At 63.1% G+C, this 18546-nt stretch carries 15 protein-coding genes; 12 read left to right on the top strand and 3 right to left on the bottom strand.

Features of this window, described 5'->3' with window-relative positions:
- Nucleotides 1–39: 39 nt before the first annotated feature.
- The gene (locus AC0L7I_RS06365) at nucleotides 40–549 is read left to right on the top strand and encodes an SRPBCC family protein (RefSeq protein ID WP_473398710.1); all 510 of its coding nucleotides are present in this window, start codon (nucleotides 40–42) and stop codon (nucleotides 547–549) included.
- A 9-nt stretch (nucleotides 550–558) separates the two neighbouring features.
- Here the strand turns inward: AC0L7I_RS06365 and AC0L7I_RS06360 are convergent, their stop codons facing one another.
- On the bottom strand, nucleotides 559–1932 hold the full coding sequence (locus AC0L7I_RS06360; protein ID WP_473398709.1) for a sensor histidine kinase: 1374 nt from the start codon (nucleotides 1930–1932) through the stop codon (nucleotides 559–561).
- Between the two features lie 239 nt (nucleotides 1933–2171).
- Here AC0L7I_RS06360 and AC0L7I_RS06355 point away from each other — a divergent pair, with 239 nt between their 5' ends.
- From AC0L7I_RS06355 to AC0L7I_RS06330, 6 genes are all read left to right on the top strand, one after another.
- Entirely contained in the window at nucleotides 2172–3644 is a 1473-nt protein-coding gene (locus AC0L7I_RS06355) for an efflux transporter outer membrane subunit (RefSeq protein WP_473398708.1), read from the top strand.
- A 5-nt stretch (nucleotides 3645–3649) separates the two neighbouring features.
- Nucleotides 3650–4924: an efflux RND transporter periplasmic adaptor subunit gene (locus AC0L7I_RS06350; RefSeq protein WP_473398707.1), complete on the top strand. Its 1275-nt coding sequence runs from the start codon at nucleotides 3650–3652 to the stop codon at nucleotides 4922–4924.
- Nucleotides 4921–8142, top strand: coding sequence for an efflux RND transporter permease subunit (locus tag AC0L7I_RS06345; protein ID WP_473398706.1), 3222 nt, complete (start codon nucleotides 4921–4923; stop codon nucleotides 8140–8142). Before AC0L7I_RS06350 ends, AC0L7I_RS06345 begins: the two co-directional genes overlap by 4 nt.
- An 83-nt stretch (nucleotides 8143–8225) precedes the next feature.
- Nucleotides 8226–10403, top strand: coding sequence for a M13 family metallopeptidase (locus AC0L7I_RS06340; protein ID WP_473398705.1), 2178 nt, complete (start codon nucleotides 8226–8228; stop codon nucleotides 10401–10403).
- A gap of 185 nt (nucleotides 10404–10588) precedes the next feature.
- Complete coding sequence (locus AC0L7I_RS06335; RefSeq protein ID WP_473398704.1) at nucleotides 10589–10894, top strand: hypothetical protein; 306 nt, start codon at nucleotides 10589–10591, stop codon at nucleotides 10892–10894.
- A 114-nt stretch (nucleotides 10895–11008) separates the two neighbouring features.
- Nucleotides 11009–11239: a dodecin family protein gene (locus AC0L7I_RS06330; RefSeq protein WP_473398703.1), complete on the top strand. Its 231-nt coding sequence runs from the start codon at nucleotides 11009–11011 to the stop codon at nucleotides 11237–11239.
- Nucleotides 11240–11264: 25 nt separating this feature from the next.
- Here AC0L7I_RS06330 and AC0L7I_RS06325 read toward each other — a convergent pair whose 3' ends face one another.
- Nucleotides 11265–12839 (bottom strand): ABC-F family ATP-binding cassette domain-containing protein, encoded by a 1575-nt coding sequence (locus AC0L7I_RS06325; protein WP_473398702.1) that lies wholly within the window; start codon nucleotides 12837–12839, stop codon nucleotides 11265–11267.
- Between the two features lie 955 nt (nucleotides 12840–13794).
- On the opposite strand from AC0L7I_RS06325, the gene AC0L7I_RS06320 reads away from it, so the two are divergent.
- The 5 genes from AC0L7I_RS06320 to AC0L7I_RS06300 all read left to right on the top strand — a co-directional run bounded on the left by AC0L7I_RS06320 (nucleotide 13795) and on the right by AC0L7I_RS06300 (nucleotide 17959).
- Nucleotides 13795–14277 (top strand): hypothetical protein, encoded by a 483-nt coding sequence (locus AC0L7I_RS06320; protein WP_473398701.1) that lies wholly within the window; start codon nucleotides 13795–13797, stop codon nucleotides 14275–14277.
- 171 nt (nucleotides 14278–14448) lie between these two features.
- On the top strand, nucleotides 14449–14808 hold the full coding sequence (locus AC0L7I_RS06315; RefSeq protein ID WP_473398700.1) for a hypothetical protein: 360 nt from the start codon (nucleotides 14449–14451) through the stop codon (nucleotides 14806–14808).
- 170 nt (nucleotides 14809–14978) lie between these two features.
- On the top strand, nucleotides 14979–16160 hold the full coding sequence (locus AC0L7I_RS06310; RefSeq protein ID WP_473398699.1) for a thiolase family protein: 1182 nt from the start codon (nucleotides 14979–14981) through the stop codon (nucleotides 16158–16160).
- 100 nt (nucleotides 16161–16260) lie between these two features.
- Nucleotides 16261–16881 carry a hypothetical protein gene (locus tag AC0L7I_RS06305; protein WP_473398698.1) on the top strand — a complete coding sequence of 207 codons (621 nt, stop codon included), beginning with the start codon at nucleotides 16261–16263 and terminating at the stop codon, nucleotides 16879–16881.
- A 10-nt stretch (nucleotides 16882–16891) separates the two neighbouring features.
- Nucleotides 16892–17959: a DUF2332 domain-containing protein gene (locus tag AC0L7I_RS06300; protein ID WP_473398697.1), complete on the top strand. Its 1068-nt coding sequence runs from the start codon at nucleotides 16892–16894 to the stop codon at nucleotides 17957–17959.
- 3 nt (nucleotides 17960–17962) lie between these two features.
- Here the strand turns inward: AC0L7I_RS06300 and AC0L7I_RS06295 are convergent, their stop codons facing one another.
- Nucleotides 17963–18475 (bottom strand): Lrp/AsnC family transcriptional regulator, encoded by a 513-nt coding sequence (locus AC0L7I_RS06295; RefSeq protein ID WP_473398696.1) that lies wholly within the window; start codon nucleotides 18473–18475, stop codon nucleotides 17963–17965.
- Nucleotides 18476–18546: the final 71 nt, after the last annotated feature.

Here is an 18546-nt window from a genome sequence, read left to right as displayed (position 1 = left end):
CATAATCAGCAGGGTCACATTCCCCGCGAGCTTGTTGCCATGCCCCGTATTGCCGCCCAGATTCTTCTTGCCGCCATGCTGTCGGCTCGGGCCGGAGCCGACGTGGTTGCTGCAGCGCCGGACCACTACGAACTGAAACAGGAGGCCGTCTCGGCTCTCACCCCCGGCGAACTGTGGGACCGCCTGATCCATCCGGAATTCTGGTGGCACCCGGACCATACGTATTCCGGTGCGTCCGATCACCTGTCGCTCGACCCGAAAGCCGGCGGGCTCTGGAAGGAAACATGGGACGATGGTTCCGTCGCCCATGGCATCGTCCTGTCCGTACTGGACGGTGAAATGCTGCGTCTCGACGCCCCGTTCGGCCCGCTGCAGGACAAGGCCGTCACGGTGATCTGGACCATATCGCTCGCCCCTGAAGGCAAGGGCACCCGCGTGACCTTCTCCGAGACCGCGAACGGCACTGAAGCCAGCGCCCTCGACCAGCTCGCCCCCGCCGTCGACCAGGTGAAGACCGAAGCCATCAGGCGACTGGCGAGCGGCGACTAGGTTTCTCGTTTACGAGGGCCGCGCTGCCGGCAGCCATATGCCAAAGGCGCTGCCCTTGCCGAGGCGCGTCTCGACGGCGAGGCCGCCACGATGGCGGGCCATGATATGCTTGACGATGGCTAGGCCGAGGCCCGTGCCGGTGATCTTGCCGCCCCGGCTCTGGTCGGCGCGGTAGAAGCGCTCGCCGAGACGCGGCAGGTGCTCGCGCTCGATGCCCGGGCCTTCATCTTCGACGCGCAACCAGACAGAGGCATCCGGCGTGCCGGGACGGCCCGACGCAGGCAACAACGTCATCCGCTCGGCTTCGCGCCAGCCCTGCGCCGCCTGTGTACGCGCCTCACTCATGCTGCCGGCAGGCCCGAACGATACGGTCACCTTGCCGCCCGGTTCCGTATATTTCAGCGCATTGGTCAGCAGGTTTTCGACCACCTGCACGATCTCGTCCCGGTGGGCCACGACCGGCATGTCGTCCTTGGCCCCTTCCAGTTCCAGCGTGACATTGCGGTCCCGGGCAATCGGTTGCAGCGCGTCGGTGGCATCGAGCACGATCCGGGCGAAGTCTTCGCGCTCACTCGGCGCGACATGTTCGGAAAACTCGATCCGCGACAGCGACAGCAGGTCCGCGATCAGCCGGCTCATCCGTTCGGACTCCCCCGCCATGATGTCGAGGAACCGGTCCCACGAGGCCTTGTCGTCCTTGGCCGGGCCGCGCATCGTCTCGATGAAGCCCGACAGGGCCGTCAGCGGCGTGCGCAATTCATGGCTGGCATTGGCCAGGAAATCGGACCGCGCCCGCGCCGCCCGGCGAACCGGCGTCAGGTCTTCCAGGACGACCAGCGTGTGAATGGCGCCCACGGGCCGCGAAACGTGGGCCCGCCAGGTCTCGTCCGGTGCGCTCTCCACGTTCACCGATACGGCCTCGCCGGCCGAGTTGAGGCGCATCTCCTCGATCGCCGACAACAGGGCCGGTGAACGGATCACGGTACTGGTGCGCGGATTGATGCGCCCTTCAAGGCGAAGGACCAGGTCAGCCGCCGCATTGAAGGTCACGATACGCCCTTCCGCATCGACTTCGAAGGCTGGCAGCGGCAGGGCGCTCAGCAATTGCCGGGAATCCAGTCCGCCCGCACGCTCCGCCACGCCGACCGCAGGCGCTTGCCTGCTGACAGGCAGGAACGCGGCCGTACCGGCATAATAAGCGATGGCGACCGAAGCCAGCATCGCCAGCGCGGCCAGCGCCACGACCGGGCTCAGTTCGCCCGTCACGGCCAGAAGCGCCAGGACGCCGGTGAAGCACAGGCCGAGCATGATGAAATCACGCGCCCGGCGGCTCACCGCATCGCGCCGCGCTTTCGGCGTTTCAACTGGATCGGTCTGGCTCATCCCGTCTCCCGGCACAGGTGCGGGATGTTGCCCGGACCGCATTCATGGCAAGTTGTCGCCACCTCAGACGGCGCTACAGCGGCACCGCGAGATTGCCAAGCCCCCTTGGCTTGTTCCGGCGTGTCGGCCCCTTCCATGACACATTCGCAATAATTATTGAAATTCGATAATTTCTCGTTGACAGTCGACTAGGCCCATCGTAACCCGGAGCGGGCAAAATCGGGAGCCTCACCAGCGGCATGAAACGTTCAATTCTCCTCCTAGGCACGGCAATTGTTGCAGCGTGCGCCTCTTCGCCCGCGTCAACCGGCCGCTGGGCGGGCCAACCAGTGGAATTTTTTACCAAAACGGCGAATGCGCCCGACGAATGGGCCACACGCGGTGTTGCCGGCGTCGCGCCCAGCGGCGACTGGCTCAGCCAGTTCAATGACCCGCTCATGGTCGGTCTCGTCAACGAAGCCCTCACCAATAGCCCGACGCTGGAATCCCGCGCCGCCCTCGTGCGCGCGGCGGAAGCCTCGACCCGGGTGGCCCGCGCCCAGCGCCGGCCCAGCGTCAGCGCATCGGCCTCGGCTGGCGTGACGTCCACCGAGAATACGTTCGGCGGCAGCTCTGACCGAAATACAGACGGCATCTATGGCGTCGGGCTCGATGCCAGCTGGGAACTCGATCTCTGGAACCGCCTCGGGTCCGGTATCGGTGCCGCCGAAGCCGACTATGCGGCCAGCCAGGCGGACTTTGCTGCGGCCGAACTCTCGATTGCGGCCCAGACAGCGATTGCCTGGATCAATCTCAATGAAGCCCTCGCGCAGGAACGCGTCGCCGTGCTCACTTACGAGGCTCGCGACCGGGTCCGTACGCTGACCGAGCGCCGCTTCCAGCGCGGCCTGGCCGACGCGCTCGACGTGCGAACCGCCCGCAGCACAGTGGCCCAGGCCGAAGCCTCGATCGCCGCGCGCCGTCAGTTCACCGGCGAAACCGCCCGCCGGCTCGAAACGCTGGTTGGACGCTATCCATCGGCTGAACTGGACGCCCCCGCCGAAATCCCGACGCTCGAAGTCATCGTGCCCGAAGGCAATCCGGCCCTCCTCCTGTCGCGCCGTCCGGACATTGCCGGCGCCGAAGCCCGCATTGCTGCCGCTGGTTTGCGCGCCGAACAGGCCCGCCTCGCCATGCTGCCATCGCTGCGCCTCACGGCCTCGGCCTCGACCAACACAACCGAATTCTCTGATGCGTTCGATCCCGAAAAGATCGCGGCCAACCTCATCGCCGGCCTCGTCCAGCCGCTCTTCACCGGCGGCCGCCTCGACGCCCAGCGCGACGCTGCCGTCGCACAGGCTGAAGCGGCGGTCGCAAATTACGCTGCCGCAGCGCTCGACGCCTGGCGCGAAGTCGAGAATGCACTGGCTGCCGATATCCTGCTCGCCAAACAGGAAGACGCCCAGGTCCGCGCCGTTGAAGAAGCCCGCCTCGCCGAAGACCTGGCCGAACGTCAGTACACGAGCGGTACAGTCACGATCTTCAACCTGATCGATTCCCAGACCCGACGCCTGACCGCCGAAAGCCAGCTTGTCTCGGCCCGCGCCAACCGCGCATCCAATCGCGTTGCCTATCACCTTGCCCTTGGCGGCGGCCTACCCACGGGCACATCGGGCGGACAATATGATACAATGAACATTGACACTGACACCGCCGCCGGCGGCAGGAGCTAGTACTTATGGGTCGTCTCGTTTCCATCCTCGCCCCGATCGCGATCATCATCGTAGTCGGCATCGGCGGCAGCTTGGTGCTCAACATGATCAAGCCTGAACCGGAAAAGGCGGATGAGGCCCACGCCGGTCTCAATGTCTTTGCCGAAGCCATCTATCGCGACGACCTCCACCTGACGGTCGCGGCGCAGGGCGAAGTGCGCCCACGCCGCGAAATCATCGTTGCGCCGCAAATTTCCGGTCGCGTCTCATATGTCGCGCCTGACTTCATCGATGGCGGCTTCATCAAGAAGGGCCAGCTCCTTGTCCGCGTCGAAGCTGCCGATTACGAACTCGCGGTCGTACGGGCCCGGTCCGGCGTCGCCAGCGCCGAGCAGCGCCTTGCCCGCGAGCTGGCCGAAGCCGAACTTGCCGTACAGGACATTCAGGATCTCGGCCTTGAGAACGCCTCTCCCCTCGCCCGCCGCGAACCGCAGCTTGCCGAAGCCCGCGCTGGCCTCGACGGTGCCAAGGCGCAACTGAAGGATGCTGAACTCGCGCTCAACCGCACGGCCGTTTATGCGCCCTTTGACGGACGCGTCCGCGAACGCAGTGTCGATATCGGCCAGGTCGTCGCCGCCGGTTCAGCGCTTGGCCGTATCTTCGCCAATGACGTTGTCGAAGTGTCCCTGCCGCTCGATGACGGCGAGATGGGCCGCCTCGGCCTGCCGCTTGCCTTCGCCGCATCGGCGAACCAGCCGGGCCCGAAAGTCACGTTCACCGCTACCGTCGCCGGCCAGCCCCGGACATGGACGGGCGAGGTCGTCCGTACTGCCGCGGCCGTCAACTCGAAGACCCGCCAGATCAACGTCATCGCCGAACTGAAAGACCCCTATGGTGCCGGCGCTGACGGCGACGCGCCGATGGCGCCGGGCCTGTTCGTGAATGCCACGATCGAAGGTGACACGATACCGGACGTTCTGGTCGCGCCGCGCGGTTCTTTGCGCGGCGAGGACAAGCTGTTCATTGGGAATGCCGCAGAAGGCAAGCTGTCGATCCGCACCGTCGATCTCGTCTACTCGGATGCCGGGGGGGCCTATGTGCGTTCGGGCGTCGAAGAAGGCGAACTGGCGATCACCAGCCCCGTGCAGGCACCGTTCGACGGCATGAGCATCACCGTCATGGAACGGCTCGAGGATGGTGCCGTCAAGGTCCACGAGCCCGACAAGGCATCGGATACGGGCGACGCCACCGGCGCGCCCGCAACCGTAGCCGTCACCGGAGCAGAGGGTAATCCACAATGAGCGGAATCGTCGCCTGGTTTGCCCGCAACGCCGTCGCCGCCAACCTGCTGATGATTGTCGCCTTTGTCGGCGGCATCTTCGGCTACACGCGCATGGAACAGGAAATGTTCCCGGTCGTGAACGTTACAGGCGCGTCCGTGTCAGTCGCCTGGAACGGCGCCTCCCCGCAGGATGTCGAGGAACAGATCGTCACCCGTATTGAAGAGGCCGTTGCCGACCTCAACGGCCTGGACCGCATCACTTCGATTGCCAGTGAAGGCTTCGGCGTGGTCAACATCAAGGGCCGCGACGACGTCGACATGGAGATTTTCGTCAAGGACGTCGAGCGCCGGGTCAACCAGATCAACAACCTGCCCCAAGCCGCCTTCCAGCCACAGATCCAGCGCTGGGAACAGCGCAACCGGTTCATTGGTTTCGCCATCCACGGAGAGGTTGATCCCCGCACGCTGAAGCGCGTTGCAGACAATGTCCGCGACGAATTCGCCAAGCTGCCGGGCGGCGAACTCGCCGAATTGCAGGGCACGCTGGACGAGCAGGTCAGTATCGAAGTTTCCGAACAGGCCCTGCGCCGCTTCGGCCTCAGCTTCAGCGACGTCGCCAACGCCATCCGCCAGTCCTCCCTCAACTCGTCGGGCGGGCGTATCGAAAGCTCGACCGGCGACGTCAACATAACGGCGCGGCAGCTGGCCGACACCGCCGAACAGTTCAACAAGATCATCATCCGCCAGACGACCGAGGAAGGCACTGTCTACGTCTCCGATGTCGCCAATGTCATTGATGGCTTTGTCAGCGACAAGCTGAAGGCGACATTCGACAACGAACCGACAGCCTTCGTGATGATCCCCTCCCCCGACGACATGGACATCGTCGCCTACACGGACGGCTTCAAGGACTTCGTCGAGCGCGCCAACGATCCGGCCAACGGCATCCTGCCGGAAGCCGTCAAGATCGACATTCTCTGGGACGACTCCGAGGGCTTCAAGGCGCGCATGGACCTGATCACCCAGTCGGCCCTCAGCGGCGCCGTTTTGGTCATGCTGGTGCTGATCCTGTTCCTGCGCCCGATGGTGGCGCTCTGGGTCACTATCGGCATTTTCACCGCCTTTGCCGGCGGCATCATGCTGCTGCCCTATTTCGGTGTCTCCTGGAACATCCTGTCGACCTTCGCCGTGCTGTTGGTGATCGGCGTGATCGTGGACGACGCGATCGTCGTCGGCGAGAACATACACAGGGAAGTCGAGAGCGGCCGGCGTGAAGGCATGGATGCAGCCATCGTCGGAACGCAGCTTGTGCTCAAGCCGATCATATTCGGTGTCCTGACCACGATCATCGCCTTCCTGCCCTGGGCCTTCATCACCGGCCCGACGCGCATGTTCACGCAGCAGATCACGTTCGTCGTCGTGGCTGCGCTCCTCTTCTCGATCGTCGAGTGCATGCTGATCCTGCCCAGCCACTTGTCGCACATGAAGAAGCAAAAATTCGACGGCCCCGCCGGCAGGTTCCTCAGGTTGCAGCGCCGCATTGCCGACAGCCTGCTCTGGTTCGCCAACAACCTTTACAAGCCGGTGCTCGAACTGGCCCTGCGGTTTCGCTATGCGACAGTGGCCCTGTTCTTCTGCCTGTTCGGCCTCGCCGCCCAGATGCAGTCTCTGGGCATCGTCCCCTTCCAGTTCATGCCGGAAATCGAAGCCGACCTTATCCAGGTCAATATCGAGATGCCCGAGGGCACGCCCTATGAACGCCTGCTTCAGGTCCGCGACCAGCTTCAGGCCGGCATCGACGGCCTGAAAGACGCAACGCGCGAAGAATATCCGGACCTGAAAGACGGCCTCGTCGTGCAGGCCTCCGTTGTCGCGTCCGGTCGCAACGTACGGGCCTGGGTTGGTCTCGCTCCGCCTGAAGTGCGCCCGATCACGGTCCGCTCCAAGGACATATCCGAACGCATGCGCGACATGGTCGGCGATATTCAGGACGCGCAGGAAATCAGCTTCGACTTCACGTTCAACGAGGATGATACGGGTGTGCGATTTGCGCTCAATCACCCGGACCTCGCGCGGCTGCGCCTGGCCGCAGCGGAAGTGAAGGAGCATCTGGCCACCTATTCCAGCGCCTATGACATCGGCGACAACCTGTCCTCCTCCGCCGAGGAAATCCGCATCACGATGAAGCCCGGCGCCGAAACGCTCGGCATCACGCTCAACGATGTCTCACGCCAGTTGCGCCAGGCCTATTATGGCGAAGAGGTTCAGCGCCTGCCGCGCGACGGGGAAGATGTCCGCGTCATGGTCCGCCTGCCGGAAGACGCCCGGTCCGATCTCGACAGCATCAACAGCCTGAAGCTGCGCACGGCCGACGGCCGTGAGATCCCGGTCACCCAGGTCGCCGATTTCGAATACGCGCCCGGCATCAACCGCATCATCCGGCGCAACCGCACCCGTTCGGTCTCGGTCTATGCCGAAATCAAGGGCGAAGGCGGTCGCGGCCAGGTCATGGGCGCCATGGAAAAGGATTTCTGGCCGACCTTCCAGAAACACTTCCCGGACGTCCAGCGCGGCGAAGCCGGCGGCTTCGAGGAAGAGCAGAAATTCTTCGCCGAGATCGGCCGCCTCATCGTCATCGCCATCGGCACCATGTACATCCTGCTGGCCGTGGCTTTCCGCTCCTATTCCCAGCCGCTCCTGCTGATGATGGCCCTGCCCTTCGCCTATTGTGGCGCGATTTTCGGGCTCGCCATCTTCAACACGCCGATGGCCATGTTCGCCTTCTTCGGCATTGCCGCCGCCGCTGGCGTCGTCATCAACGACAACCTCGTGCTGATCGACTATGTCAACCGACGGCGCGACGAAGGCGCCGGCGCGATCCAGGCCCTCGTGGACGCGGGCGTGTCCCGCTTCCGCCCCATCCTGCTCACCTCCGTCACCACGTTCGTCGGTATCCTGCCGCTGCTCGCCGTGCGCTCGGTGCAGGCCCAGTTCCTGAAACCGATGATCGTATCGCTCGCCTGCGCGGTGGCCTTCGCCATCTTCGTGTCCCTGCTCATGGTACCGGCCCTCTATGCCGTCGGTGTCGAGATCGGGCGGATCTTCCGCTGGACCTGGGGCGGCAAGCCGTTCCGCCAGATCGGCGAGACCTATTCCGGCGAAGTGACGGTCGACGAGGACGAACTCATCGGCACCAGCCGGGGCGACGACCTTGGCGGCCTTGCTCCCGCCGAATGAAGACGTGATTTAACCAGGGTGCGTCCCTCTTCGTCCATGACAGGCAGGAAGAGCGATACGTCCGTGAATTTGGAGAAAGACAGATGAAACATCTCATGCTGGGCGCAGCTGCGATCGCGCTCCTCACGGCTTGCGGGCCGGGCAAGCACAAGGCGGAAACGACCGCCGCCGAAGCCCCCGCACCAGTGATCAACGCTGACGGCAAATACGTGACCGCCGAAGGCCTGGAACTCTCCACGCCCGACACCTGGGGCACATGGGGCATCAACCTCGACAATGTGAAGGCCGACGTGAATCCCGGCGACGATTTCTTCGCCTATGTGAACGGCAAGTGGCTCGACAGTTTCGAAATCCCGAGCGACCGGACCCGCTACGGCTCGTTCACCCTGCTCGCTGAAAAGTCAGAGCAGCGTGTGCGCAAGATCATCGAGGAACTGGCCGCCGCCAAGCCGGACCCGGCCACGCTCGAAGGCAAGGTCGCCACGATCTATAATGCCTACCTCGACACCGGCGCCATCGAGGCCCGCGGCCTTGCCCCGGCCCAGCCCTATCTCGACCGGATCAAGGCCATGGAGACCCGCGAAGACCTCGCGAAAGTCTTCGCCGCCAATGGCTTCACAGTGCCTGTCGGCGGCTGGGTCGATGTCGATTCCAAGCAGACCGACCAGTACATTTTCTACATCACCCAGGCCGGTCTCGGCATGGGAGACCGTGATTACTACCTCGTAGACAATGACAAGAACACCGAGCTGCGCGCCGCCTACAAGGCCATGCTCGCCTCCCTGCTCGGCGCAGCCGGCTATGACGACGCGGATGCCGCCGCCGACAAGGTGATCGCCGTCGAGACCGAGATTGCCAAAGCCCATTGGGACCGCGCAGCCGGCCGCAACCGCAACCTGACCTATAACAAGGTGACCAAGGACGAACTCATCGCCCTTGGCGGCGCTTTCCCGACCGCCACGCTGATCGACGCGATGGACCTCGGCGACCAGGCCGAATTTGTCGTGCGCCAGGTCACGCCCACGGCAGAAGAGATTGCCGAGAACGGCCTTGATGCCGACCAGCTGGAAAAAGTGTCCGGCGGCGGCGTGCCCGGCCTGTTCAAGGTCATGCAAACCGCGCCGATGGACCAGTGGAAGGCCTATCTCACCGCCCACCTCCTGATCGACACGGCCGACGTCCTGCCCGCCAGCATCGACGACACCGTATTCGAATTCTACGGCAAGACCCTCAGCGGCCAGGAAGAACAGCGCGAACGCTGGAAGCGCGGCGTCGATGCGGTCGAGAACTCGGTCGGCGAAGCCGTCGGCAAGGTCTATGCCGCCCGCTACTTCCCGGCCGAGAACAAGGCCGAGATGGACCAGCTGGTCGCCAATCTCCGCGTCGCCCTGTCGGAAAACCTTGAAACCCTCGACTGGATGGGCGCGGCCACCAAGGCGGAAGCCGAAGCCAAGCTGAACCAGTTCACGCCGAAGATCGGCTATCCGGAAAAGTTCGAAACCTATGACAGCCTTGTCGTCAGCGATGATGCGTTCGCCAACCAGATGGCTGTCAACGCCTGGGCCTACCAGGACATGCTGTCCGACCTCGGCCAGCCGATCGACCGCACGGAATGGGGCATGCTGCCCCAGACCGTGAACGCTTATTATTCGCCGAACCGCAACGAGATCGTGTTCCCGGCCGCCATCCTGCAGCCGCCCTTCTTCAATCTCAGCGCCGATCCGGCCGTCAATTACGGCGCCATCGGCGGCGTGATCGGCCACGAGATCGGCCACGGCTTTGACGACCAGGGATCGAAGTCCGATGGCACCGGCATGCTGCGCAACTGGTGGACGGCTGAGGACGAGGCCAATTTCAAGGCCAAGACCGGCGCGCTCGTCGCCCAGTACAACGCCTTCTGCCCCTATGACGAGGGCGAGACCTGCGTCAACGGCGCGCTGACCCTGGGCGAGAATATCGGCGACCTGGGTGGCCTTTCGATGGCCTACAAGGCCTATCACCTCAGCCTCGGCGGCAAGGAAGACAAGGTGATCGACGGCCTCACCGGCGACCAGCGCTTCTTCATGTCCTGGGCCCAGGTGTGGCGTGCGAAATACCGCGAAGAGGCCTCGCGCCGCCAGATGCTGACCGATCCGCACTCGCCTCCGAACTACCGGGTCAACGGCATCGTGCGCAATTTTGATGCATGGTACACGGCGTTTGACGTCACGCCGGACAGCGAGCTCTACCTCCCGCCGGAACAGCGTATCAAAATCTGGTAATCTTGTTACCTGTAGTTGATATTGCAGAAAGCGGCGCCTCGAGCGCCGCTTTTTTTGCCTGTTTTCCGGTGCATTTAAGGGCGCGGTTAATTGTTGGCGTGTTAGTTGCAGGCCCGTGGGCATGATGGACCGGTTTGGCCCACATGCAATTGAACGAGTGAAATTTGATGTCCCTTCTGACCCGTATGTTCAAATCCAAACAACCTGCTGCGCCTGCGCATGAGCGGATCGAGCATGCTGTTGCGCCAGAACATGACACGCCACGCCCCCTGCGCGGTGCATCCTATCGCGAAGCCTCGGTCACCTATGAATCGGGTTACACACGCAAGGGCATCGTGCTCGATTATACGCAAACCGGCGTGCGCGTACGATTCCCCACGAATGAGATCATGCCCCCGGTCGTCACGATCAATGCCAGGGCCGTCAATGTCAGCGGTCCGGCCCGCGTGATCTGGCAACACGGCTCCGAAGTCGGCCTCGCCCTGCTCTGATCCGTCCACCCCGGCCAGCGACCACATTCCCGTTTTACGAGAGTCTCCTTGGCATTTACGCCTTTTAGGCGTTGTATGGTGCACCTGTTCCACACTTGAACAAGGAGGTCCTCCATGGCCATCATGAAATCCGAACAGATTCTCGCCGAGTTCACGAAATCCTTCGAGGATGCGATCCAGAACGCCGTCAGCCGCTTTTCCAAGACGGTCCGCGGCCTCGCTTCGGCCAATGTCAACAACATGTCGACCACCGTGAAGAACGGCAAGATCGTGACCTATCGCGTCAACCTGCAGATGACATTCGAGATCGAACCGCCTGTCACCAAGGCCAAGAAGTCGAAATAGTCACGCCCGGCACCAGCCCCACAGGCTAGAGCCTGACCTCGCGCGTCACGCCGATCGCGCCGAGAAAGTCCGTGTCGTGACTGACCACGACCAGCGCGCCGTCAAAGCCCGACAACGCGTCTTCGAGCAGCTCAATTGCTGCCAGGTCGAGATGGTTGGTCGGTTCGTCCAGCAATAACAGCCAGGGCGGCTCGGCCCGCGCAAACACGCAGGCCATGCCCGCTCGCAACCGTTCGCCGCCGCTCAGCGTGCCGGCTGGTTGCAGCGCGGCCGTATTGCGGAACGCAAACCGCGCCAATGCCGCCCGCGCCGCATTCTCGCTCAGGTCCGGGTTCAGCCGCCGCAAATTGTCCAGCACGCTTTCCTCGGGTGCCAGCAGGCCGACATGCTGGTCCAGCATGGCCACGCGGTCCGTCAGGCGGCGCACCTCGCCTGCCTCCGGCTCGGCCTCCCCCATGATCAGGCGCAGCAGCGTCGTCTTGCCGGACCCGTTCGCGCCACAGACGGCGATCCGCTCCGGTCCGCGCACGTCCAGCGACAGCGGCCCGAACAGGTGCCGTCCCGCGCGGGTCATTGCCACATCGCGCAGGGCCAGCAGGTCCCGGCTCGGCGGCAAGCCCGTTTGCGGCAGGTCGATATGCAGCGGCGTTTCCACCTCCACCCGCGCGCGCGCCGTCTCGAAAGCCTCACGCCCCGCTCCGGCCAGCCGATCGGCGGCATCGCTGCCGCGCGCCCGCGTCGCTTCGGCCCGTTGCTTGCGCGCATCCAGCAGCATTTTCGGCGCGTCGCCCCTGGCCCGGGTCGCGCGGCCTCTTTTGTCCCGCCGGTCCTGTTTCTCGCTTGCTTCCTGCGCCGCGCGTTCGGCCCGCTTCAGCTCGCTGCCCGCCCGGTCCAGTTCGGCTTCCGCCCGCGCCCGCGCCGCATCCCGCGCCGCCTTGAAGTCGCTCCAGCCGCCGCCGAACACGGTCACGCCCACCGGGGTCAGTTCGACAATCCGGTCGACGCGTTCCAGCAGTGCCCGGTCATGGCTCGCCACCACGACCCCGCCGGTCCAGCGCGCCAGCAGGTCAGCGATGGCCGTGCGTCCGTCCGCATCCAGATTGTTGGTCGGCTCGTCCAGCAGCAGAACGTCCGGTGCCGCCATCAGCAGGCGCGCCAGCGTCACCCGCGTGCGCTCGCCGCCGCTCAGCGTGCCGAGGCGACGCGCGAGGTCCATATCCGGCAGGCCCGTCCCTGCCAGGGCCTCGGCAAGGCGCGCCTCCAGCGTCCAGTCCGCTGCAGCGGCGTCGGAGACACTCCCCTCCCCCGCTTCGAGCCGTTTCAGGCAGGCGAGCCCTGCCACCACGCCCAGCGCCTCGGCCACGGTGAGGGTCTCATCGGGCACCTGCACCAGCCGCCCCACCGTCCCGGCGCGATGCACCGTTCCGCTGGCTGGGGCCAAGTCCCCCGCGATCAGGTTCAGCAGCGTGGACTTGCCACAGCCATTGCGCCCGACAAGGCCGATCCTTTCCTGTCCGACAGACAGGGTCAGGCCATCGAACAAGGTGCGGGCATCAGGCGTGGAAAGGGAAACGGAATTCAGCGTGATAAACGCAGGCATGGGAAGACACTTTCAAAGACGTGGAGTTGCAGCGAGGGGTCAGCGTGCAAGATCCATCTTTCGTGTCCTTCCGTAGGCGTTGGTATCGAGGCGCCCTTCTATAAAGGCGCGCCCGGCGATGCAAGGGTGCGGGCCCGAAAAATCCCCTTCAAGACGGCTTCCCCGCCCAAGCCTCCGAAAAGAAGACCATCCGTGTAAAATTGGTGCGAAATCCCAAGAGCGAGATGTCCCTTCTATTGAGCCACAGAGCAACAGAAAAGCCAAATTTTTTAACGCGAAGGTTGCGGCCACGCCTCTTGAATTATGAGATCGTATGCGCCATTCAACGAGAACGGGCGGGGGCTGATCATGAGAATTTTATGGAGCGCATTAGGAACGATCACCGGTGCAATGTCAGTATCGTCACTTCTAATGCAACACAGCGATTTAAGCCTTAGCGGCATTATCTTGGATTTTGTTGATTATTATCAACAAGTCTCATCCTTTGTATTCGGTTCGATACCATCAATTATCGGTATACATGTACCTCAGTGGCTCTGCGACGCTTGGACCTTAAGCTTTGTTTTGACTGCCGCCACTTTCAGAATGATTCACTATGACTATAGAACGCGCGGAATTCTGGAATACCATCATCGTCCCCCCCTCCACCTATACGTGTTGCAATCCTTGACATTTTTGGGTGTTTTCAATGCGCTCATTTATTGCATTCCCATGATCAAGCGCAGCCCCATAAAGCGAACAGATCCGAGAACCGAAGAAAAAGTACCAGCACCCTGTTACAGGTTCGCCGGATACTACTTTCTCAAATCTGATGCCTATTGGTTCGGGACGCTCTTTTCTATAGTCGGCCTCGCAATCTTATTTTTCATCAGTTCCGCATACGGACCCTCTTCGTGAAATCGATGATCGCATCATCGATTCGGATCTATTCATCTACAAAACTATAGGATCAGGCATGCCCGACGCATATGTGACAGTTGCAACGACATCATCCAAAGAAGCAGTCTTTGATGTCATTAGTGGGATCTTTAGAGATTCTTTTGCCCGATCGATACTGTTCGCAAACTACATGGCGCCGCGAACATTGGACGGAGCTGATATTTCGAGAAATGCGGAAATAGAAGCTCTCGTGCAAAATGGAAGAAATGATCTCTGGGTTCGGGGGCGCATTGAAGGCTTCAGCAGAGAAGTTTTTGCAATAAGGTTCTTTTTTGAAAGCACCGCGTATCATTTAGGGGGCGATATTACCCAGCCCAAAGTCGAAAAAAATCGTAAGGCAGAATTTGTCTTCCTTTGCAAAGACGGTAGGGGCAGTCGATGCGATCTTGAAATAGGCGTTGATCTGGGAAAGCGAATGTTTGGCGGCGTAAGCCCTCACGCTATGGTTCTGGAAGTTATTGAGTTTTTGAAATCTCAGGGCCTGCCTTTAGATAGCTAGCCACCCTATTTTTGAGTATTTTTCTGGTTTGATTGGCATCACACCATGCGGTCGAAAATGACAACGGACTGACATGCGGGGCGCTGTATTTTACCCTCACCTCCTGTCCCCTCAACAAAGCGACCCCGCAAAACTTATCCCCCCCTTCCCGCGCGCCCTTATACTCCCCGCATGACCCGCGCCGAGATCACCGCCCTCCTTGCCTGCTTCCCGATCTGGATGCGGCCTTTTGTGTGGGTGCAGCTGATGGTCCTGAAACGCTGGCAGATGCGCCATCGGCGTGAGCTGATGATCGCGGTCTGCCATGTTACCGGCCGCCTGCGGGTTGTCCGCATGGGCGACGCGCCGCGCGACCCGTCCGTTTACCATTACGCGGCCCCGGCCAGGCCGGCCTGGCAGCGCGCCTGCGACATTGCGCACGCCGCGCGTGGCGCCGCCCTGCCCGTCCGTCTCCGCGATTCCACTTTTCCCGCTTTTGGCAAACCATCTTGCCTGAATTCTGCCGCGCCTGCCGCCCCGGACACGTCCTAGGGAGGCGCCAGCGCAAAATCATGCCTTCCATCGCCGCGCCCTTTCCAGGGGTTGCGGCCGCCCGTGCTTGACCGAGCGGAACCGTGACACGCGCACGGTCTTGACGACCGCCGCGTCAGGGCGCCTAAGTGTTCGCAACTGCAAAAAAATGCGAACTGGAAGGAACCCCAATGTCAGAACAAGATCCCGTCGTCATCGTCGGCATGGCCCGCACCCCGATGGGTGGCCTGCTGGGCGACCTCGCCAGCCTCAGCGCCAACGAACTCGGCGCCATCGCCGTGAAGGCCGCTGTCGCCGAGGCGAAGCTGAAGCCCGGCGAAGCCAATGAGATCATCATGGGCAACTGCCTTCCCGCAGGCCAGGGCCAGGCCCCGGCCCGCCAGGCCGGTTTCAAGGCCGGTGAAGACAAGGGCCTCGAAGCGGTCACCATCAACAAGATGTGCGGTTCCGGCATGCAGGCCGCCGTCATGGGCCGCAATGCCATCATGGCGGGCGACGCCAACATCGTCATCGTCGGCGGCATGGAATCCATGACCAACGCGCCCCACCTGCTCAATGCCCGCAAGGGCCACAAGTACGGCAGCATGAACGCGGAAGACCACATGGCCCTCGACGGCCTGTCCGACGCCTATTCCAAGGGTCCGATGGGCCTGTTCGCCGACAAGATTGCCGGCGAATACCAGTTCACGCGTGAACAGCAGGACGCCTATGCGCTCGAAACGCTGACCCGCGCCCAGAACGCCACCAAGAACGGCAAGTTCAAGCGCGAGATCGCCCCGGTCACCGTGAAGGGCCGCAAGGGCGACACGATTGTCGACACGGACGAGCTGCCCCGCACCGCCATGCCGGACAAGATCCCGACCCTGCGCCCGGCCTTCTCGAAAGACGGCACGGTCACGGCGGCCAACGCCTCGGCCATTTCCGACGGTGCAGCGGCCATGGTCCTGATGCGCGAATCCGAAGCCAAGAAGCGCGGCCTGAAGCCGATCGCCCGGATCGTGTCCTCGTCCAGCCACGCCCACGAGCCGGAATATTTCACCACCGCGCCTGTGCCTGCCATGAAAAAGGCCCTCGAAAAGGCCGGCTGGAAAATCGAGGATGTCGACCTCTGGGAAGTCAACGAAGCCTTCGCGGTCGTGCCGATGATCGCCATGAAAGAACTCGGCATCAGCCATGACAAGCTGAACGTGAATGGCGGCGCCTGCGCCATGGGCCACCCGATCGGCGCCTCCGGCGCCCGCGTCATCATCACCCTGCTCGCCGCCATGGAAGACCGCGGCGTCAAGAAGGGCATGGCGTCGCTCTGCATCGGCGGCGGCGAAGGCATCGCGATGGCTCTGGAACGCCTCTAGTCTTCCATTGTCCCGCCTGAACATGGACCCGGACAGTGCACCGCATTGTCCGGGTCTTTTGTTTTGCAGGCCCGTCCGCTCCTGACAGGAAGCCCCGCCCATGCCCCTCTGCAACCGCGTTGACCCCTTCGGCCAGATCCACGCCGTAGCCGATCGCGGCCTGTTCATGGGCAATCGCGGCGGCTGTATCCACCGGCCCGACCAGACGCTGAAACCGCGCCACTGGACCAGCCAGCGCTGGATCATCTGTGTGCTGGACTTCAAGGGCCGCCAACGCCCGCTGATGCAGCCGGGCCTCTATACCGAACTCTTCTTCCTCGATGAGGCGACCGCCCTCGCCGGCGGCCACCGCCCCTGCTACGAATGCCGCCGCCCGGACGCGCTCGCCTTCCGCGCCGCACTGGACAAGGCGGGCCGCGTATCCGCGAAGGCGCCTGTCGGCCATGTCGACGCCTTGGTCGCCGGCGAGATCCAGTCCGTCATGAAGGGTGAATGTGCCCGCGAAACGATGACCCCCTCCACACTGCCCGACGGGGCGTTCTTCACACTGGGCGGCAAGGCGTTTCTCAAATGGGGGAACTCGGCCCGGGCCTGGTCCTTCGCTGGCTATGGCGCCCCCTCGCCCCTGCCCGCCCGCGCCACGCGCCTCACTCCGCGCGCCACCTGCGCCGCCCTTGCCGCAGGCTACCGGCCCGCGCTCCACCCCTCCGCCAAACGATGAGGTTTCCCGCATGACAGACGACCGTATCCACGCCCATTTCATCGAACAGGCCGGATGGTGCCACGACCTCGGCTCCGCCTTTACGGCCCAGCTCCTGATCGCCATGGCCGCCGACCTGCGCAGCGGTGGGATCGTCCACGAACTCATCGGCACATGGCCCACCGATCCGCGGCGCGATGCCCTCGGCCTCCGCCTCGCCGGCGCCCTGCACCACGCATCCCTCAACGGCACCGCGCCCCGGCTCACCACCCTCTATCCCGCCGCCAATCCCGGCTGGACCATGGAACACGTCTGGCCCGTCGCCCGCGACTATCTCGCCAGTCACAAGGACCTTGTGCCGGCCTTCATCCAGTCCCCGCCCCAAACCAACGAGACCCGCCGCTGCATCGCCCTCCTGCCCGCTTTCCTTGAACTCGCCGCAACATTCGACGGCCCCATGGATCTGCTCGAGCTCGGCGCCAGCGCCGGCCTCAACCAGAACTGGGATCGCTACTCCTATCGCACCGCCAGCTGGCAGCGCCGCGGAACTTCTGGTGTCCTCATCGAGACCGACTGGACCGGACCGCCCCCTCAGCACCTCTCTGCCACCCCCGTCATCCGGTCCCGCGCCGCCTGTGATCTCGGCCCCCTCGACCTGTCAGATCCCGTTCAGGCGCTCAGGCTCAGGTCCTATGTCTGGCCGGACCAGCCCGCACGCCTCGCCCGCCTCGACGCCGCCATGGCGCTGGCCCGCGACACCGGTGTGAAAGTCGACCAGGCCGACGCGGCCGAATGGCTGGAAGCCAAACTTGCCAATCGCCGCAATGATGGAATGACCGTCATCTATCACTCGGTTTTCCTGATCTATCCGCCAGCGGAGACCCGCCAGCGCATCGAGCGCGCCATCGAAGCCGCCGGCGCCAGCGCGACGCCCGAGGCGCCTATCTCCTGGGTTTGCTATGAACCCGAACCCCTGTTCGGCGGCGAACCGGCCTCCGGCATGATGCGCACACGCCTGCAAACATGGCCCGGCAGCGCAGCACGCTTCCTCAACCAGTCCGACGGACACGTCACATCTGTTAGAATGCTGGACGGATAGGTCTCAGGAGGATTTCAACCGGTCACTGACAAGGCTCAGCGGCAACGCCGTCGTCCGCTTCGACACACGCACCACGATGCGCGACTGCACGTCCGACACCAGCGCCGAACCCAGCAACTTGTCACGCAGGAAATTGTCATAGGCATGCATGTCGGTCGTCACCACATGGATCATATAGTCGACCGCCCCGGTCACGGTCATGCACTCGATCACTTCCGACCAGTTCTGCACGATCGCCTCAAAGGCCTCGAGATTTTCCCGGCTCGGCAGCGCCAGTTTCACGCTGGCCATCACTTCGAAGTTCAGGCCGAGGGCAAAATTGTCCAGCAGCGTAACGCGACCCGTGATGAAACCGGCCTCTTCCATGCGCTTGATCCGGCGCCAGCAAGGCGACGAAGACAGCCCAACCCGGTCGGCAATGTCGGCGACTGACAGACTCGCATCGCGTTGGATAATGTCGAGGATGCGGGCATCAATCGTATCAATTTCTTGGGCCAATTTTCTTTGATACTCCATGTTTCGAGGCATATTATACCCCGAATTACACGGAATGGCGCAAGAAAGGCAAGCTATTTCACGCGATTTGC

This window comes from Hyphomonas sp. J20-32 (assembly GCF_055808555.1).
The sequence above is the reverse complement of the archived record's forward strand: the minus strand, read 5'-3'. Positions and strand labels throughout refer to the sequence as shown.

Bases quoted from the DNA above. Each gene is read 5' to 3' on its own strand.
- AC0L7I_RS06365 (WP_473398710.1), top strand. From the start codon at position 40: ATGCCCCGTATTGCCGCCCAGATTCTTCTTGCCGCCATGCTGTCGGCT.
- AC0L7I_RS06360 (WP_473398709.1), bottom strand. From the start codon at position 1,932: ATGAGCCAGACCGATCCAGTTGAAACGCCGAAAGCGCGGCGCGATGCG.
- AC0L7I_RS06355 (WP_473398708.1), top strand. From the start codon at position 2,172: ATGAAACGTTCAATTCTCCTCCTAGGCACGGCAATTGTTGCAGCGTGC.
- AC0L7I_RS06350 (WP_473398707.1), top strand. From the start codon at position 3,650: ATGGGTCGTCTCGTTTCCATCCTCGCCCCGATCGCGATCATCATCGTA.
- AC0L7I_RS06345 (WP_473398706.1), top strand. From the start codon at position 4,921: ATGAGCGGAATCGTCGCCTGGTTTGCCCGCAACGCCGTCGCCGCCAAC.
- AC0L7I_RS06340 (WP_473398705.1), top strand. From the start codon at position 8,226: ATGAAACATCTCATGCTGGGCGCAGCTGCGATCGCGCTCCTCACGGCT.
- AC0L7I_RS06335 (WP_473398704.1), top strand. From the start codon at position 10,589: ATGTTCAAATCCAAACAACCTGCTGCGCCTGCGCATGAGCGGATCGAG.
- AC0L7I_RS06330 (WP_473398703.1), top strand. From the start codon at position 11,009: ATGGCCATCATGAAATCCGAACAGATTCTCGCCGAGTTCACGAAATCC.
- AC0L7I_RS06325 (WP_473398702.1), bottom strand. From the start codon at position 12,839: ATGCCTGCGTTTATCACGCTGAATTCCGTTTCCCTTTCCACGCCTGAT.
- AC0L7I_RS06320 (WP_473398701.1), top strand. From the start codon at position 13,795: ATGCCCGACGCATATGTGACAGTTGCAACGACATCATCCAAAGAAGCA.
- AC0L7I_RS06315 (WP_473398700.1), top strand. From the start codon at position 14,449: ATGACCCGCGCCGAGATCACCGCCCTCCTTGCCTGCTTCCCGATCTGG.
- AC0L7I_RS06310 (WP_473398699.1), top strand. From the start codon at position 14,979: ATGTCAGAACAAGATCCCGTCGTCATCGTCGGCATGGCCCGCACCCCG.
- AC0L7I_RS06305 (WP_473398698.1), top strand. From the start codon at position 16,261: ATGCCCCTCTGCAACCGCGTTGACCCCTTCGGCCAGATCCACGCCGTA.
- AC0L7I_RS06300 (WP_473398697.1), top strand. From the start codon at position 16,892: ATGACAGACGACCGTATCCACGCCCATTTCATCGAACAGGCCGGATGG.
- AC0L7I_RS06295 (WP_473398696.1), bottom strand. From the start codon at position 18,475: ATGGAGTATCAAAGAAAATTGGCCCAAGAAATTGATACGATTGATGCC.